At 66.7% G+C, this 17,254-nt stretch carries 16 protein-coding genes; 11 read left to right on the top strand and 5 right to left on the bottom strand.

Annotated features, from left to right (window positions below; genetic code table 11):
- Positions 1 to 396: 396 nt before the first annotated feature.
- From B7R21_RS19680 to B7R21_RS06190, 5 genes are all read left to right on the top strand, one after another.
- A complete protein-coding gene (locus tag B7R21_RS19680; protein WP_147305825.1) occupies positions 397 to 717 on the top strand; it encodes a hypothetical protein in 321 nt (106 codons plus the stop codon).
- 37 nt (positions 718 to 754) lie between these two features.
- The gene (locus tag B7R21_RS06205) at positions 755 to 976 is read left to right on the top strand and encodes a hypothetical protein (RefSeq protein ID WP_116282386.1); all 222 of its coding nucleotides are present in this window, start codon (positions 755 to 757) and stop codon (positions 974 to 976) included.
- Positions 977 to 1,060: 84 nt separating this feature from the next.
- A complete protein-coding gene (locus B7R21_RS06200; protein WP_116282385.1) occupies positions 1,061 to 3,697 on the top strand; it encodes a hypothetical protein in 2,637 nt (878 codons plus the stop codon).
- A gap of 75 nt (positions 3,698 to 3,772) precedes the next feature.
- On the top strand, positions 3,773 to 5,110 hold the full coding sequence (locus tag B7R21_RS06195; RefSeq protein ID WP_147305824.1) for a carboxypeptidase-like regulatory domain-containing protein: 1,338 nt from the start codon (positions 3,773 to 3,775) through the stop codon (positions 5,108 to 5,110).
- A gap of 96 nt (positions 5,111 to 5,206) precedes the next feature.
- The gene (locus B7R21_RS06190; RefSeq protein WP_147305823.1) at positions 5,207 to 5,911 is read left to right on the top strand and encodes a hypothetical protein; all 705 of its coding nucleotides are present in this window, start codon (positions 5,207 to 5,209) and stop codon (positions 5,909 to 5,911) included.
- A gap of 27 nt (positions 5,912 to 5,938) precedes the next feature.
- Here B7R21_RS06190 and B7R21_RS20015 read toward each other — a convergent pair whose 3' ends face one another.
- Positions 5,939 to 6,079: a hypothetical protein gene (locus B7R21_RS20015; RefSeq protein WP_172592074.1), complete on the bottom strand. Its 141-nt coding sequence runs from the start codon at positions 6,077 to 6,079 to the stop codon at positions 5,939 to 5,941.
- Positions 6,080 to 6,297: 218 nt separating this feature from the next.
- Between B7R21_RS20015 and B7R21_RS06180 the strand changes: the two genes are divergently transcribed.
- The 3 genes from B7R21_RS06180 to B7R21_RS06170 all read left to right on the top strand — a co-directional run bounded on the left by B7R21_RS06180 (position 6,298) and on the right by B7R21_RS06170 (position 9,282).
- Positions 6,298 to 8,073: a hypothetical protein gene (locus B7R21_RS06180; protein WP_172592073.1), complete on the top strand. Its 1,776-nt coding sequence runs from the start codon at positions 6,298 to 6,300 to the stop codon at positions 8,071 to 8,073.
- Positions 8,074 to 8,153: 80 nt separating this feature from the next.
- Positions 8,154 to 8,657 carry a LysM peptidoglycan-binding domain-containing protein gene (locus B7R21_RS20395; protein ID WP_116282381.1) on the top strand — a complete coding sequence of 168 codons (504 nt, stop codon included), beginning with the start codon at positions 8,154 to 8,156 and terminating at the stop codon, positions 8,655 to 8,657.
- 136 nt (positions 8,658 to 8,793) lie between these two features.
- Positions 8,794 to 9,282, top strand: coding sequence for a Dps family protein (locus B7R21_RS06170; RefSeq protein WP_116282380.1), 489 nt, complete (start codon positions 8,794 to 8,796; stop codon positions 9,280 to 9,282).
- 26 nt (positions 9,283 to 9,308) lie between these two features.
- On the opposite strand, the gene B7R21_RS06165 is transcribed toward B7R21_RS06170, so the two are convergent.
- From B7R21_RS06165 to B7R21_RS06150, 4 genes are read right to left on the bottom strand one after another with little or no spacing between them, the layout of a single operon-like run.
- Positions 9,309 to 10,847 carry an amidohydrolase gene (locus B7R21_RS06165; RefSeq protein WP_116282379.1) on the bottom strand — a complete coding sequence of 513 codons (1,539 nt, stop codon included), beginning with the start codon at positions 10,845 to 10,847 and terminating at the stop codon, positions 9,309 to 9,311.
- Positions 10,844 to 11,473: an FMN-binding negative transcriptional regulator gene (locus B7R21_RS06160; protein ID WP_116282378.1), complete on the bottom strand. Its 630-nt coding sequence runs from the start codon at positions 11,471 to 11,473 to the stop codon at positions 10,844 to 10,846. Before B7R21_RS06160 ends, B7R21_RS06165 begins: the two co-directional genes overlap by 4 nt.
- Positions 11,474 to 11,492: 19 nt before the next feature.
- Complete coding sequence (locus B7R21_RS06155) at positions 11,493 to 12,434, bottom strand: Fpg/Nei family DNA glycosylase (protein ID WP_116282377.1); 942 nt, start codon at positions 12,432 to 12,434, stop codon at positions 11,493 to 11,495.
- 11 nt (positions 12,435 to 12,445) lie between these two features.
- Positions 12,446 to 12,964 carry a ribose-5-phosphate isomerase gene (locus tag B7R21_RS06150; protein WP_116282376.1) on the bottom strand — a complete coding sequence of 173 codons (519 nt, stop codon included), beginning with the start codon at positions 12,962 to 12,964 and terminating at the stop codon, positions 12,446 to 12,448.
- 128 nt (positions 12,965 to 13,092) lie between these two features.
- On the opposite strand from B7R21_RS06150, the gene pepN reads away from it, so the two are divergent.
- The 3 genes from pepN (at position 13,093) to B7R21_RS06135 (ending at position 17,247) form a co-directional block, all read left to right on the top strand.
- Complete coding sequence (gene pepN / locus B7R21_RS06145; protein WP_116282375.1) at positions 13,093 to 15,636, top strand: aminopeptidase N; 2,544 nt, start codon at positions 13,093 to 13,095, stop codon at positions 15,634 to 15,636.
- A gap of 73 nt (positions 15,637 to 15,709) precedes the next feature.
- On the top strand, positions 15,710 to 16,753 hold the full coding sequence (locus B7R21_RS06140; RefSeq protein WP_116282374.1) for a mechanosensitive ion channel family protein: 1,044 nt from the start codon (positions 15,710 to 15,712) through the stop codon (positions 16,751 to 16,753).
- Positions 16,750 to 17,247 (top strand): globin, encoded by a 498-nt coding sequence (locus B7R21_RS06135; protein WP_116282373.1) that lies wholly within the window; start codon positions 16,750 to 16,752, stop codon positions 17,245 to 17,247. The genes B7R21_RS06140 and B7R21_RS06135 overlap by 4 nt, the downstream gene beginning before the upstream one ends.
- The last annotated feature ends 7 nt before the right edge of the window (positions 17,248 to 17,254 follow it).

The raw sequence follows: 17,254 nt of genomic DNA, 5'->3' as shown, positions 1-17,254 counted from the left end.
ACCAGCCGGCCATCGACCAAGCCGTCATGCTTCACCGTCGCCACGGCCTCGTCCTCCACGTCGATCTTCACGTCAGTCATTCGGTTCCTCCTTGCTCAGGAGTTACACCGAAAATCGTATAGACCCACGGTAAACACAATTCCGGTTTCGAATGTTGCGGCCTTCGCAAGGTGGGCAACTAAGGTCGCTATCGTCCGGGCGGAAGTAGATCGGCGACGGCGTGGTAACGCTGACGCTCGCTTGCTTCAAAGTTTCTATAGGACGAGATTGCCGCCGCGAGGTACCGTAGTTCGGATCGGATTGCTTCAAAATCGCATGAAAGAGGGCGGCTCGAATGGGTTCGCTACTCTCGGATTCGATCATGGGGGCCGAGATCTGGAACGGGACGATGGTCGGGTGAACTTCGTCTCCTGGGGAATGAATGGTCTCTTTGTTCATGTGATCCTCACATCAGCCGAGACTCGCCAGACCACGGATGCGATCTCTCGCCAGATGAACCGCATGATTGGCCCGGGTTTTGCGAGGGTTTGGCCGGGACGCCGCCAAAAAATTACTTTGACTAGGTATGCAGACCCTGTAACAGTGGCGCAAATGGGCAGTACCGCCTACCTGCTTCGGAATATGCCGCTCCGTGAAGCAGACTACGCGTTCACCATGAAGGGCGAGGCCACGGTGCCGGTCGTGCCGGGGCCCGGATCTCCTTCGATGACAAGGTGAAGTGTTTACTTAGGCGCAGGTCGGCCAGGTTCTCACAGTGTCGACAGGCACCTGGTCGGCGCCCGGACTGGCGTACGCCTACGCCTGGTATCGCGACGGAGTCGTGATCACCGGCGCGGCAAGCTCCTCGCACACCGTCAGCGCCGCCGACACGGGCCACAGACTCACCGCGCAGGTGACGGTGTCGAAGACCGGCTACAACACCGCGACCGCAATGACGTCTCCGAGCGCAACGGTAACCGCCGCCGATGCGAAGTAACGGCGACCGGAAGAGACGCAGTTCTCTCAATCGGTACACGCATCCGACCCACTGGGTTCATCGGTTGTGGTTCGGGGGAACGGCGTGATTCACAGGTTCAGGCTGCTCAGCGGAGTGCTCGCTGCGATGCTCGTCGTCGGCGGGGCGGTCGGTCTGGCCCCGGTGGCCGAGGCGGATGAAGCGTTGACCGTCTCGGGCGTGATCTACGATCCGGCGGGCAAGGTCGTGGCAGGAGCATCCATCACGGCCGCGGCATGCTCTGATGTCGCCTGTCTCAACTACACGACGTACGCGAAGACGACATCGGATGCGGTCGGACACTACGAGATAAGTCAATCGTTGGGCCTTTTCCAACTCATCGTCGAGGCACCCTCGACCACGGTTCCTCCCCTGGCAGCCACGACAGCGCGCTTCGCCCGCACGGACAACCCCAACCCGATCCGCAAGGACGTACGACTGCTGGCGCGACTGATTCCTACGGCGCAACCGGCAATCGACGGTGTCTGCCAATACGGGAGGACCTTGACGGGCAACCCCGGCACGTGGCCGACCGATGTCACGGTCGCCTACCTGTGGACGACCTACGGCCACGATGGCTCCTACAGCTTGTCGGTGAGAACGGAGTCGACTGAACAATCGCTCACCGTGCCTATCTCACAGTCTTTCTACTATGACGTCGGATGGCGCTACACGGATCTCACTCTCACGCTCGTGGTCTCGGCTCCGGGTTTCGGCGACTACCAGACGACTCTCGTCTGCTCGCCGACCAGACAGCCGGCGTATTCCGTGACAACCCCACCCACCATCTCCGGGGAGCCGATCGTCGGCCAATACCTCACCGTCGACCCGGGAGTCTGGAGCGGGACCCCGACCGAGTTCACCTACCGGTGGTACGTCAATGGTCGATTCGTCGGCACGGGTACCGATCGCAGGAAGCTCGTCACGGGGAGCGCACTCGGCCAGGTCTACACAGTGGATGTCCTCCCCGTCTCTGGCCCTGAACGCCCAGCTTCGCGCTCTGTACGAAGCGGTCCGACCAGCGTCGTGCTCCAGGGCCCTGCCGCATCGTCGACCAGCGCGCCGACGATTCTCGGCGATCCCCGCGTCGGAATGGCTCTGACGGTCAACCCGGGCACCTGGGACGTACCGGACCTCAGTTACACCTGCCAGTGGCTGAAAGACGGCACTCCCGATGGGGCCATGTACAGCTGCGGCTCCCCTCGAATCCTGACACAGGCCGACTTCGGCCACACCTTCGCCACCCAGGTGTACGCTTCCCGCTCGGGGTACGCACCCGCGAGAGCCACAAGCAGCACGGTGACCGTCGGACCTGGCGATCCTCCCACCAACTCCGCCCTTCCGATGGTCAAGGGAACTGCGCAACTCGGCCAGACTCTCACCGCCACGCTCGGAACCTGGACGGGAGCCGCGTCGAAGTTCAGCTACCAGTGGCTGGCCGATGAGACACCGATCGCCGGCCAGACGTCGCCGTCGTACGCCATCGCGTTGACGGACCAGGGCAAGAAGTTCCGGGTCCAGGTGACGGCCACGTCCGGGGACTACGTGCCCGTGAAGGTCCTCTCGCCGTCCACCGCAACAGTGACGAAGAGGAAGGCGCCCGTAGCGAACGTTCAACCAGCGATCACCGGCACTGCTCAGGTCGGTCAGTCGCTGACCGTCTCATCCGGTACGTGGACGCAGAGCATCACCCCGCACTATCAGTGGCTTGCTGATGGAGTGGCGATTCCGGGGGCCACCAGGGGGACCTTCACAGCCGGCGTCTCGCTGCTCACCAAGCGACTCTCTGTGCGGGTGACCGTCACCTCGGCACTCTACGAAGACGGGATGGCCACGACTCTTCCGACCGCTGCCGTTTCGTACGGCCCGCGTCCGGTCAACACGATCCTGCCGACGATCTCGGGGACGCCGTACGTCACGGGAGATCTGAGGGCCTACGCGGGCGAGTGGGACAAGCACGGCGTGGAGAACTTCGCCTACTCGTACACCTGGTATCGAGACGGCGCCGTCATCTCCAGTGGCGCAAACTCGTATCTCAAAGTCGTCGCCGCGGATCTGGGCCATCGGATCTCGGTTCACGTCACGCTGTCGAAGCCCGGGTACAACTCGGCGAGCGCGAAAAGCGCTTCGAGCGGGGTCGTCGGGAATGCACCGCCCACCGTCAAGACGCTGCCGGCTATCTCGGGAACAGCATCGGTCGGTCGGACGGTGACGGCGACCCCCGGGGTGTGGAGCAGAACGGGCCTCACCTTCACCTATGCGTGGGTCCGCTCTGGCTCGACTGCGGTCATCGGAACAGGCACGACCTACGTCCTCACCGCAGCCGATCAGGTAAAGACGATCACGGTCGCCGTGACCGCATCATCGGGCGGATCGCCGACGAGAAAGGCCACGAGTGCGCCCACGGCCCAGGTCACGCAGGGCACAGCCCCCACGAGCACCGCGGCCCCCGCGATAACCGGAAAGACGATCGTCGGCCAGACCCTCACGTCGACTCATGGCAGTTGGTCGACCGGCGGGCTGATCTATTCGTACCAGTGGACTCGAAACGGCAGCGCGATCAGTGGGGCCACAAAGACCACCTACCTGCTCACGAAACCTGACCAGGGCTCTCGTATCGGCATGACCGTGACGGTGAAGAAGGCGGGCTACCAGAACGGAACTGCCAAAGCTGCTCCCACGGCGATCATCACGGCCAAGTAGAGGCGGGCGGGCACTGGTCATCCCCTCTCCTCATCGGGCACACTGACCGGACAACAACTCGTTCGGGGGAACACCGTGATACGCAGACGTCGACCTCTCGCCGTCTTCCTGGCAGCGGTGCTCGTCGTCATCGCATCCGCCACGATCGCACCAGGTGCAGGGGCGGATGACAGTCCGACCGTGTCCGGAACAGTCACCGCCCCGTCGGGGTCTGTCGTGCCCGGAACCACGGTGCTTGCTCAGTCGATGTGCCTGTACTCCGAATGCGAGGACTACAGAACGTACGCGACGACAGTCACCGATTCGGCGGGGTTGTACAGGGTCGCCCTCGTGGAGGACGCCTACCTCCGTCTGGTGCTGCAGCCGCCGGCCACGGCTTCGCCTGCCTTGGCCACCTCGACCGTCTACCTGAGCGGTTCCAGCCATCCCACCTCTGCGGTGCGAGACGTGCGGCTCAGTCCCGGTCTCGTTCCGACGACGAGCCCCTCCCTGCAGGGTGTGTGCCAGTACGGGAAGACGCTCACCGTCGACCTGGGCGCGTGGCCGGTGGATGTCTCCGCCCGGTACCGGTGGTCCATTTACGGCCACACCCAGGGTAGCGACAACAGCTGGACGAAGGAGGTCGGAGTGGGGCAGTCCGTCGTCGTCCCCCTCTCGTCGAGCGAGGAGTTCGGCTTCGTCTACCGGGACCTGAAACTCGATCTCACCGTTTCGGCCCCGGGCTACGGTGACTACACGAGCGTGCTCAGTTGCGCGCCGACGTTCCAACCCCGCTACGTCGCTACATCCCCACCCGTCATCTCGGGCGACCCGACGGTGGGCCAGTACCTCACCGCAGATCCCGGAGTCTGGACGGGCTCTCCGACGCAGTTCACCTACCGCTGGTACGCCGGATCGAAGTACGTCGGCACATCCACCAACGGGAGAAAACTGGTCACCCCGCTCGCGGTCGGTCAGGTGATGACGGTCTCCGTGCTCCCCGTCTCAGGCGCGGAGCGTGAGGCTCCGTCCCCGTCGGTCAGTGCCCCCACGACGACAGTGGCGCTCGGGCCCGCCCCGGTGCCGGTGAAGGCACCGTCCCTCTCCGGCGCCCCTCGTGTGGGCAATACGCTGAAGGTCGACAAGGGGTACTGGAACCTGCCCGACTACCAGACCACGTGCGCCTGGTTCCGGGACGGCAAGCCGGATGGCCCGGTCGGTGCGTGCGACACCGTCAGAGTGTTGTCCGCTGCTGACTACGGCCACCGCTATCTGGTTCAGGTGCACCTGACGACGCCGGGATACCAGCCGGCGGTTGTGAGCACGGCAGAGGTCACGGTGCTTGCGGGACTCCCGGCCGTGAACACGGTGCCTCCGAAGATCGATGGCACCGCGCAGGTGGGGCGCATCCTCGTCGCCACATCGGGCACCTGAGACCGACCCGGTGTCGCCTTCGGCTACCAGTGGCTCGCCGACGGCACGGAGATTGCCGGTGAGACCTCGCCGTCACACCGGGTCACACCTTCCGACGTGAGCAAGAAGCTGAGCATCCGGGTGACCGCGACGACGCCGGGATACTCGCCGAGCTCGGTCGTCTCCCCCAGCACCGCGACGACGATCAAGATGGCGGCGCCGGTGAACACAGTGCGGCCCGCGATCACGGGAACGACGCAGGTGGGATCGACGCTGACGGTGTCGAGCGGCACGTGGAGCCAGCCCGGCCTCAGCTACACCTACCAGTGGTACCTGAACGGCGCGTCGATCGCCGGGGCGACGAAGTCGACCTACACGATCGACGGATCGGCGCTCGGCCAGAAAATCTCGGCCCGGGTGAACGCCACCTCCGCCTCCTATGCCGACGCCTCCGCCACGACCCTTGCGACAGCCGTCGTCTCGGTCGGCCCGCGCGCCCTGAGCACCGCCCCGCCTGCACTCTCGGGCGCTGCGCAGGTCGGCCAGGTCATGAAGGTGACGACCGGCACCTGGAACACGACCGGCCTCACCTTCGCCTACGCCTGGTACCGCGACGGCGTCGTGATCTCCGGTGCGACCGGCTCGACGCACAGTGTCGTCGCAGCCGACAGGGGCCATCGGATCACGGCTCAGGTGACAGCGTCGAGGCTCGGCTACAACACCGCGACCGCGAAGACAGCCGCGAGCGCCACGGTTCTGGATGCTCCGCCCGCGAAGGGGACGGCCAAGGCCTCACCGACGGCGACCAGCACCGTGCAGTAGGAACCACGGCGCCGAGGCTGGCCTCGATCAGGGGAAGATGCTGGCGTTCGTCTCCGCCTGCCAGCCGCATTCGGGACAGATCCACTGGCCGGGCAGGAACGACGCCACCTGCTCCGCGTCGTCCTCACGGCCGACCTCGTGGCCGCAGTTCGGGCATCTGAATTCCATGTCGAGAGCCTATCCGGCGGTGCACAGGTTGACGAATATCAGTCGGCAGCGCACTCCCGATCACCCCCTAATGGGGTCGATCGCTCGCATCACACGCCGTGGTACTTTCAGACGTCACGCCGGGTCGGCGTTTCGGGGGTGCGCTGGGGCGCGGGGGAAAATTTCAGATGAGCGAAGAGACTGTAGCGCGTCGACCGAGGCGGATACTCGCCCTTGCTGTGTCGACTGCGCTTCTGGCGGTGGCGTTGGTGGCAACCGGAACGACCGCGGCGACCGCGGCGACCGCGGCGACCGCGGCGACCGCGGCGACCGTTTCAGAATCCGAACCCAATGGTTCGACATCCACCGCGAACGTGCTGGCGCTCGGTTCCACCGTCGCAGGCACCCTGCAGGGCACGTCGAGCTCCGACGACGACGTCTACGCCGTCGATGTGACGGCAGACGGACGGCTGCTTCTCGATCTGCGCTTTCCATCAGACCTCGGCACCGACCGGGCCTACTACGTCACTGTGCGGAACGCCACGGGCTCGGCCCTGTACGGGTTCCCGGTGTCCGGCGGTGAGTCCGACGGCACCAAGCTGCTGTCACAGGTGATGTTCACGCCGGTGGGACGGGTCTACATCGACATCTCCGGGTATTCCTACCAACCGTCGTGGGGGCGGCCGTATTCGCTGACAGTGTCGTTGACTCCCGGCCACGTGGAGACCGAACCGAACGGAACGACGGCGAAGGCGGACGTTCTCGCTCTGAATTCGAGGATTTCGGCGTCGCTGCTCGGCACGTCGAACGATGATGACGACTACTACGCCGTCGATGTGCCGGCAGACGGTCGTCTCACGCTCGACCTGCAGTTCCCCGCGGATCTCGGCACAGACCGCGTTTACTACGTCGACGTTCTGAACGCGACAGGCACCACGTTGTTCGGTTTTCCCGTGTCGGGTGATCAGTCCGACGGATCGGCGCTCCGCTCGAAGGCGATGTTCGTGCCCAAGGGCCGGGTGTTCATCGACATCTCGGGGTACTCGTATCAGCCGTCCTGGGGTAAGAAGTACACGCTGACCGCGACCTCCACCGCTGGCACGGTCGAGACCGAGCCGAACGGCTCGACATCCAGAGCAGACGTTCTGGCACTCGGCACCACCGTGTCGGGCTCGCTCCTCGGAACATCGAACTCTGACGACGACTACTACGCCATCGATGTGCCCGTCGCGGGTCGCACGATCCTCGACGTGCGATTCCCCTCCGGCCTCGGTGCCGACAGGTCGTACGACGTCGATGTGCTGAGCGCATCCGGGAGCCGTCTCTACAGCTTCCCTCTGACGGGCGATCGTTACGACGGCAGCTGGCTGAGGAGCCAGCTGGTCACGTTGCCGAAGGGTCGCGTCTACATCGATGTCTCGGGCTACGACTACGCGCCATCCTGGGGCAGGGCCTACTCGCTGTCGGTCTCGTACCCGCTCACGGCAGCGCCGGTGCCGACGGTGATGGGCACGGCGAAGGTGGGAAGCATCCTGACCGCCGAGGCGGGCACCTGGGCGCCGGCGCCGGTGACGCACAGCTACCAGTGGTCAAGGAACGGCACCGCCCTCGCGGGAGCGACGAAGTCGACGTACACCCCGACAGTCGATGACGCCGGCACGAAGGTGACGGTGACCGTGACCGTGAAGAAAGCGGGCTACACGACCTCGATCAGAACCAGTGCGGCCGTCTCCATCCCTCTGGTCGCCCTGTCGGCGATGCCGGTGCCGAAGGTGGTGGGTACCGCCAAAGCGGGGTACACGCTGACTGCTCAGCCGGGAACGTGGACCCCCGCCCCAGTGGCGCTCAGCTACCAGTGGCTTCGGAACGGATCGGCGATCCCCGGTGCATCGAAATCGACGTACACCCTCGTGAAGGCCGACGCGGGCACCTCGATCAGCGTCAGGGTGACGGGGACGAAGGCGCACTACGTGACAGCCAGCCGGACGAGTGCGGCCGTACCGGTTGCGAAATAGCTCGCCGGCCAACCTGGGCGCGGCCGCGTCCTGACAAATGAGGACTGTCCGACCGCGGCCGGACGAGCGAAGATGGGTGGATGCCCCACTCCCGCCGGCGTCTCACAGCCCTGCTCGCCATAGCGGCAGTATCGGCGCTCACCGTGACCGGTTGCACGACGGCGATGAAGCTGAGTCCGGCGCCCACACAGACCATCACGGTCACGCCGACACCCACGCCGACACCGACACCGACACCCACGCCGATCCCGACGGTCACAACCACGCCGGAACCGCCTCCCCCGCCCACACCGCCCAATGCGATGGGCGGCCAGACGGATGGCGGGAACACCGCGAACACGCCCGAGGTCGAGGACACGGGCCCCCAGTCCTACGCGGTCGGCAAGGTGAAGCAGATCAACGACTACGAATACCGCTACACCGTGGTGAAGGAGGACCAGGTGCTCGCGATCGCCTCTCGCTTCAACCTGCAGGTCGCAGACGTCGTCCGGGTGAACTTCCCCTGCTCGGACCCGCTCAACGTGCAACCCGGAACTGTGCTCGACATCCGCTGGCCCACAGACTCCGAGCAGCGTGGCTGCTGACGTGAGATCCGCATGAATACAGGTAATCCTGCCCTTCCTAAGCCGAGCCTCAGCTTGCTTGCGCAACATTCGAGGCTGAGTAACGTTGGAGTCAATGACCCGCCCGATGGGTCGAACACTTACGAAGGGAGACGTCATGTCCGACGTTGTCACCACCACCAAGAGCTCGTCCAACCCGGATGTCGCCGCCGCCGCCGCGCAGTTCCTGAGCCAGGTCGTCATCGACTCGCAGGCTCTCGTGCTGAACGGCAAGCAGGCCCACTGGCACGTTCGCGGCGCGAACTTCATCGCCGTGCACGAGCTGATCGATGAGATCGTCGAGCACGCCGAAGACCACGCCGACACCGCCGCTGAGCGCGTCGTCGCCCTGGGCCTGCCGATCGACGCCCGCGTCGGAACCGTCGCAGCGAAGACGACGCTCCCCGAGCTGCCCGCCGGGTTCCAGCCCGCCGAGGTCATGGTGGCCGTGCTCGTCGCCTCGATCGACGCGCTGCTCGTCAGCGTGAACAAGGCGATCACCGAGCTGGGCGCTATCGATGCCCCCAGCCAGGACGTGGCGATCCAGATCGCGCGGAGCCTCGAGAAGGACCGCTGGTTCCTCTTCGCACACATCGCGACGGTCTGACCGCACGACGGTCTCAGCGGAGGCTGTCAGGCGAGGGCCGCAGCCCACGAGGCGAGGTGCGTCGGGCGACCTGCGAGGAAGGTCGCCGAGACCGGCATCTTTCGGAGGTCGTCGGTGCTGCAGGCGAGCGGGTCGAGGTCGGTGACGACGAGGTCGGCTGGCATGCCCACGCCGATGAGCGACGTGCCGTTGGCCGACGCAGCGAGAGCCTCAGCCGCCGCGATGCGCTGCTCCGGATGCCACGGGGGGCGCTGGTCGCGGGAACGCCCGACGGCCGCGGCCATCGTCACCCACGGGTCGAGCGGGGCGACCGGCGCATCCGAGCCGAGCAGGAGTGACGCCCCGGAGGCCCGGAGGGATGCCAGCGCGAATGCGCGGTCGGTGCGGCCCACCCAGAAGTGGTCCGCCACGTCGCGGTCGTCCATCGCGTGTTCGGGCTGGACACTGGCTGTCACCCCGGCCGCGGCGAACCGTGAGAAGTCGGCCTCTGCGACCAGTTGGGCGTGCTCGATGCGCCCGCCCGTGCCGAGTCGCTCGAACACGTCGAGCGCGAGGGCATTGGCGTGGTCGCCGATCGCGTGCACCGCTGGCACCAGGCCCGCGGCCGTAGCCCGTTCGAGCAGGGCGAGCAGGTCATCCGGAGCCACGGTGAGCATTCCACGGGAGCCCTCCTGGCCCTCGAGTCCCGGGTATTCGTCGTAGCAGTATGCGGTGCGCGTGTTGAGGGAACCGTCGGTGATGACCTTGAACGGGCCGACGCTCAGCAGTCCCCCGGTCTTCGGAACGATGTCGCCGGTGCGCATCCGCGCCTCGATCGCCTGGTCGAGGTGGATGGCGTAGATGCCTGCCGCAACACGGAGGTCACGCTGGCCGGCCCCGATGCGTCGACGCCAGACGGCCAGGTTGTCGGCCATTTCGAGGTCGACGATGCCGACCACGCCACGGGAGGCCGCCACGCGGGCCGCTTCAGCCGCCAGTTCGTCGCCCGCCTCAGCGCTCAGGTCGTTCACGAGGCCAGTCACCCGGAAACAGTCGTCCTCCCGCAGCACACCCGTCGGGTGCCCGTCGAACCCGAAGTGGGCGAGGGCTGCCGAATTCAGCCAGCAGCAGTGCAGGTCGCCGCTGATCAGGATGACCTGCCGGCCACCCGCCACGGTATCGAGACCGAAGCGGTCGAGCGCCGAGTCCCAGAGCCCGTCGCGGAGGCCGAAGCCGATGAGCGGCGCCAGCGTCGCACCGCCGGCTCTGCCCACGGCGCCTGCTCCTGCGCCCGTACCGGTGCCGGCGATCGACGCCACCCGCGAGAGCACGTCGGCGGCCGAGGCTGTCCACGAGGAGAAGTCGTGCCGGCGCCCCTGCGCCGCCCATTGGGTGAAGTGCACATGGTTGTCCCAGAGCCCGGGAACGAAGAAGCGCCCGTCGAGCGCCAGCGCGCGTGACCTGGCCGGAGTCGACACGATGCCGCTCGGCACGATGGCGCGGATCCGCCCGTCAGCCATGAGCACATCGAACGTGCCCTCGTGCCCGGGCATCCGTCCGCCCTGCAGGAAGATGTCATCCGTCATGGGGCGAGGGGGTGCACGCGGCGCATCTCGGCGGCGAGGGCGGGGTTCGCGTAGTGGGCGCCGTCGGTCAGCTCGTGGATGATCCGCTCGACGGTCTCGGCCGGACGGTTCTGGCTGAGCTTCCACTTCGCCTCGACGCGGGTCGCAGTGAGGCGGAAGCCGACCGTGCCCGCGCTGATCCGCGCCGCGTACTCGGCGTTCTCGAGCGTTCCCCGCATGCGGCGCGGCTCGGGCATCCTGTCTTCGAAATGGTCGACCAGAGCGGCCAGCACCTCGAGGTTCTCAGCCGCCGGCAGGATCTCGGGCACTCCGTGCAGGTGCGCCACCGTGAAGTTCCAGGTGGGCACGGCCGGGTCGGCGTCGTACCAGCCCGGCGAGATGTAGCCGTGCGGGCCCTGCACCACCACGAGCACCTCGTGCTGGCCGAGTTCGTGGAGGCGTTCATCCGGTCGCCCGACATGACTCAGGATCGTGATGCCCGGGGCGCTCTCGTCGAGCACCACCGGGTAGTGCGACGCGACGAGGCCACGAGACGTGTTGCTGACCAGCGTGACCCACGGGTTCTCACTGATCAGGCGGCGGATCTCGTCGTCATCGGCTTGGGCGAAGCTCTGGTTTTCTCTCATGAGTCGAGGATACCTCGTCTCACGACGCCACCGTCGTGCGCGGCGTCTTCTGGTCTTTGGGGCACCAGTAGAGCTTTCGCGAGCCCATCTCTTCGAGCAGGATGTTCGTTCCGCAGACGCGGCAGGGTAGACCCTCGCGTTTGTACACCCAGTACCGGTCGGCACGGCTGCGGCGCGCTTTCGCCTCATCGGCGGGAGAGAGGTCGTCCATCGTGAGCATCATGCCCGTGCGGATGCCGATGTCGAGCAGGTACACCCAGTCCTGCCAGATCGCCCGCAGGCGCTTGACCGACACGTTCCTGCCGGGCGTGTGGGGGTTCAGGCGCGCCCGGAACAGAAGCTCAGCGCGGTAGACGTTGCCGATGCCGGCGATGACGGACTGGTCCATCAGCAGAAGCCCGATCGGCGTCGGTTTGGTGCGCACGCGCTTCACGAAGCGGTCTTCGGATGCCCGGCTGGCGTCTTCGGCCGGGTCGGGGCCGAGCTTGTCGATCGCCACGGCGACCTGGGCGGAGTCGATCACCTCGCAGGCGGTCGGCCCGCGCAGGTCGGCGACACTCTCGTCTGTCAGGAGGCGCACACGCACCTGGCCGACCGGTTCGGGCGGGAACGTCTCGAGGTCGGTGGACTTCGCCGACTCGCTCTCGGCCATGCGGAGAGCCCGGCGAAGCCGCGGGGCGCCCATGCTGCCGCGGGCATCCGACTCGTCGGTGATCGGCGACACGATGCCGAAGAAGTCCCAGGCGCCGTAGAGACCGAGGTGGATGCGCAGCCACTTGTCGTTCTCGAACTCGAGGAACATCTGTTTGCCGATGGCGTGGGAACTCAGCATCCGAAGCCCATCGATCTCGGAGGCGCCCTCGGCGAAGCGGCCCTGCGGGGAGCTGATGGCGGCGGTGTGGCCGACGAAGTCGCGTTCGAACTGCAGCGCGATGCGGTGGACGGAGTGACCCTCGGGCATGCCGGTACCCGTTACTCCGCGGAGGCCGCGCTGGCGGCGACGTCGGCACCGACGTGGATGCCCGCGATGGCGCCCGTCGCCTCGTACTCCGCGAGCTGTGCGATGCGGCGCGCGTGACGCTCCTCGAACGAGAACGGCTCGGCGATGAACGTGTCGATGAAGGCGACGGCCTCGTCGACCGTGTGCTGGCGCGCACCGATCGCAATCAGGTTCGCGTCGTTGTGCTGGCGGGCCAGAAGCGCCGTCGCTTCGCTCCAGACGAGCGCGGCCCGGGCGCCGTTGACCTTGTTCGCCGCGATCTGCTCGCCGTTGCCTGACCCGCCGAAGACGATGCCGAGCGCCTCGACGCCGGCCCGCTGGTCCCGCACGACGCCGAGCGCCGCGTTGATGCAGAACGAGGGGTAGTCGTCGATGGGGTCGTATCCCGCTGGGCCGTGGTCGATGACCTCGTGCCCGGCGGCGGTCAGGTGATCGAAGAGGTGACGGCTGAAGTCGAGCCCCGCGTGGTCTGTGCCGAGGTGGATGCGCATCCCCCGAGTTTACAAGTCAGCCGGGCCCTGCAAGTGGTTAGGCTGGAGGACGGAAATAACGGCGGCTCCCACAGCCCACGAGGCCGGGTTCGCCGCATCAGCCCCACGACCAGTTCGGAGAACATCAGTTGCCTGGAGAGAATCTCACCCGCGATGAGGCCCGCGAGCGCGCCTCGCTCGTCTCGACGTCGAGTTATGACATCAGCCTCGACCTGACGACCGGCCCTGAGACGTTCCTCAGCACCACGACCGTGCGCTTCACGGCGACCGAGGGCGCCTCGACGTTCATCGACGCGATCACGAAGACGGTGCGGAGCGTCACGCTGAACGGCACCGAGCTCGACCCCGCCGCCGTCAGCGACGGCGTGCGCATCCAGCTCGACGGCCTGCAGGCCGAGAACGAGCTCACCGTCGTGAGCGATGCGCTCTACACGAACACCGGTGAGGGCCTCCACCGCTTTGTCGACCCGGTCGACGGCGAGGTCTACCTGTACAGCCAGTTCGAGGTTCCGGACTCCCGCCGCGTCTTCGCGGTGTTCGAGCAGCCCGACCTCAAGGCGACCTTCACCTTCGCGGTCACCGCGCCGAGCTACTGGCAGGTCGTGTCGAACTCCCCCACCCCGGCGCCTGTGGAAGCGGGCGAGGGCATCTCGACGTGGAGCTTCGAGCCGACCCCCATCCTGTCGTCGTACGTCACCGCGATCGTCGCTGGCCCCTATGTCGTCGAGCGGAGCGAACTCACCTCGAGCGACGGCCGCGTCATCCCGCTCGGTGTCTTCTCGCGTGCCTCCCTCTCGCAGTACATGGATGCCGACTACGTTTTCGAGAAGACCCGCCAGGGCTTCGAGTTCTACGAGAAGGCGTTCGACTACCCCTACCCGTTCGCGAAGTACGACCAGCTCTTCGTGCCCGAATTCAATGCGGGCGCCATGGAGAATGCCGGCGCGATCACGTTCACCGAGGCCTACGTGTTCCGCTCGAAGGTCACGGATGCCCAGCGGGAGCGCCGCGTCGTGACGATCCTGCACGAGCTCGCGCACATGTGGTTCGGCGACCTGGTCACGATGAAGTGGTGGAACGACCTCTGGCTGAACGAGTCGTTCGCCGAGTACGCCTCCACCCTCGCGACCGCTGAGGCCACCGAGTGGAAAGGCGCCTGGGCGACCTTCGCCTCGACCGAGAAGAGCTGGGCGTACCGCCAGGACCAGCTTCCCTCCACCCACCCGATCGTCGCGACCATCAACGACCTCGACGACGTGCAGGTGAACTTCGACGGCATCACCTACGCCAAGGGCGCCTCCGTGCTGAAGCAGCTCGTCGCCTGGGTCGGCCAGGAGCAGTTCCTCGCCGGGGTCAGCCACTACTTCAAGAAGCACCAGTTCGGCAACACAGAACTCAGCGACCTGCTCCTCGAACTCGAGCACACCAGCGGCCGCGACCTCTCAGGCTGGTCGGCCGACTGGCTCGAGACCGCGGGCGTCAACACCCTGCGCCCGGTCATCGAGACCGACGCCGACGGGGTGATCACCTCGTTCGTGATCGAGCAGAGCGCCATCGAGGCGTATCCGACCATCCGCCCGCACCGTCTCGCCATCGGGTTCTACAACATGCACGAGGGTGCGCTGATCCGCAACCACCGGGTGGAACTGGATGTCGCGGGCACCTCGACCTCGGTCGATGAGCTGATCGGACTGAACCGTCCCGACCTCGTGCTGCTGAACGACGATGACCTCGCCTACGCGAAGATCCGCCTCGACGAGCAGTCGCTCTCGACCGTGATCGCGCACCTCGCGGCCATCGAAGACGGGCTGGCCCGGGCGATCGTCTGGGGTTCGGTGTGGGATGCCACACGGGATGCCGAGACGAAGCCCCGCGACTTCGTGCGCCTGGTGCTCGGCAATGTGGCGACCGAAGACGAGTCGACCACGCTCCGCACGGCGCTGAACCAGGTCGTGCAGACGGCGAACTCCTACGTGTCCCCGCCGTTCCAGGCCTCGACGCTGGCGCAGGCCGCCGACGAGCTGTGGGCGCTGGCGCGGAACGCGGCGCCGGGCTCCGACGAGCAGTTCCAGTTCGTGAAGTTCTTCGCAGCGTCCGCCCGAACCGAGGAGACCCTCGGGCACGTGGCAGGGCTGCTCGACGGTTCCGTCGTTCTCGAGGGCCTCGGCATCGACACCGACCTCAGCTGGGACCTGCTCACCGCCCTGGTGGCTGCAGGCCAGGCCGGCAGTGCCGAGATCGACGCGGCACTCGCCGCGGACAACACCGCGTCGGGTGCTCAGTCGGCCGCGAGCGCGCGGGCGTCGATCCCGACGGCGGAGGCCAAGGCGGCGGCCTGGGCATCCCTCGTCGACAGCGACGCAGCCTCGAACCTGATCGTGCGGGCCACCACAGTGGGCTTCCAGCGAGCATCGGATGCCTCGCTCCTCACGCCGTACATCGCGAAGTACTTCGAGGTCGTGAAGACGCTCTGGGAGACCCGCACCTACCAGATCGCGGCAACGCTGATCACGGGGCTGTACCCGTCGGGACTCGCCTCGGTGGAGCTCCGCGACGCGACCCTCGCCTGGCTGGCGACCGACCCGGAGCCCGCAGCGCTCCGCCGGCTCGTGGTGGAGAACCTCGCGGGCGTCGAGCGGGCACTCGCCGCCCAGGCTCGCGACGCCGAGTAGCACGCTCGACTCGAGCGCATCATCAGGGGCCCCTCAGAATCGTCTGGGGGGCCCTCGCTACGATTGAGGCCATATGAGCGAATTCTTCACCAACCTCGGCAACTTCTACACCTCGTACCAGCACCTGCTCAACATCGTCTTCATCGTGCTGGGTGCGCTGGTCATCCGCCTGATCCTGCTGCATTCGGTCGACCGCGTGGTGAAACGCATCGTCACCGGGGTGAAGAGGAAGCACGACGCCGAGGACACGCAGGCGATCATGACCTCACCGGTCGCTGCGGTGCGCGTCGTGCAGCGCACGCGCACCATGGGCAGCGTGCTGTCGAACCTCATCACGTGGGTCGTCGTCGTCTTCGCCTTCATCATGATCCTCGGCGAGTTGCAGTTCCAGGTGACCGCGATCGTCGCCTCTGCCGGTGTGCTCGGCGCGGCCCTCGGCTTCGGCGCCCAGAACGTCATCAAGGACATGCTGAACGGGCTGTTCATGGTGGTCGAGGACCAGCTGGGCGTCGGTGACGTCGTCGACCTCGGGCCGGCGACCGGCGTGGTCGAAGCCGTCGGGATCCGCGTGACGACCCTCCGCGACGTCAATGGGACCCTCTGGTTCGTGCGGAACGGCGAGATCCTGCGGGTCGGCAACATGTCGCAGGGCTGGGCGCGCGTGATCATCGACCTCGCCGTGCCGTACGACACCGACGTCGACGCCGTGCAGGCGAAGATGCTGGACACGGCCAGTACGATGACGTCGAGCCCGAAGTGGCGGTCGCGCGTGATCGAGAAGCCCGAGATCTGGGGCCTCGAGAGCATCTCCGCCGAGGCTCTGGTCATCAGGCTCGTTGTCAAGACGCGCACGAACGCCAAGGACGACGTCGCGCGCGAACTCCGGATCCAGCTGAAGCGCGCCCTCGATGAGATGGGCGTGCACCTGCCATCGCTGAACAGCATCGTGCTGAGCGGCTTCGAGGGTGCCACATCCGTGACGGGCTCCCGGCCGCCGCGAACCCGCCCAGTGCCGGTCGCGGAGACGCCGGGGCCCGACGGCGCGCCGGAGAATGGATCGGGCGGCACGCCGCCAGACGGCACCAGCCCGCGCACACCCCGAGGACGGAACAGATGACCGACCAGCCAGGCACCCCCGCCGTCACACCTCCGGCCGCCGCGGGCAGCGGCATCCCGCTCATCCCCGTCGTCCCCACGGCTTCAGCCGCGGCATCCGGAACCGACGAAGCCACCGGGAGCACGTTCTATGAGCAGCTCGGCGGTCGCCCCACCTTCGAACGCCTCGTGCGGGAGTTCTATCGCGGCGTCGCCTCCGACCCCGTGCTGGTGGCGATGTACCCCGAGGACGACCTCGAGGGAGCCATCCAGCGCCTCACCGGCTTTCTCGAACAGTATTGGGGCGGCCCGACGACCTACAGCCAGGAGCGCGGCCACCCACGGCTCCGGATGCGCCACAATCCGTTCAAGGTCAACCCCGACGCCCGCGACCGATGGTTGCTGCACATGCGGGCTGCGGTCGACTCGCTCGAGCTCGCTCCGCTGCAGGATGCGACGCTCTGGGACTATCTCGAACGAGCCGCGCATGCGATGGTGAACACGTTCGACGAGTAGGTATCAC

Origin of the sequence: Subtercola boreus, from assembly GCF_003399625.1 — a bacterium.
GTDB lineage: Bacteria > Actinomycetota > Actinomycetes > Actinomycetales > Microbacteriaceae > Subtercola > Subtercola boreus_C.
The sequence above is the reverse complement of the archived record's forward strand: the minus strand, read 5'-3'. Positions and strand labels throughout refer to the sequence as shown.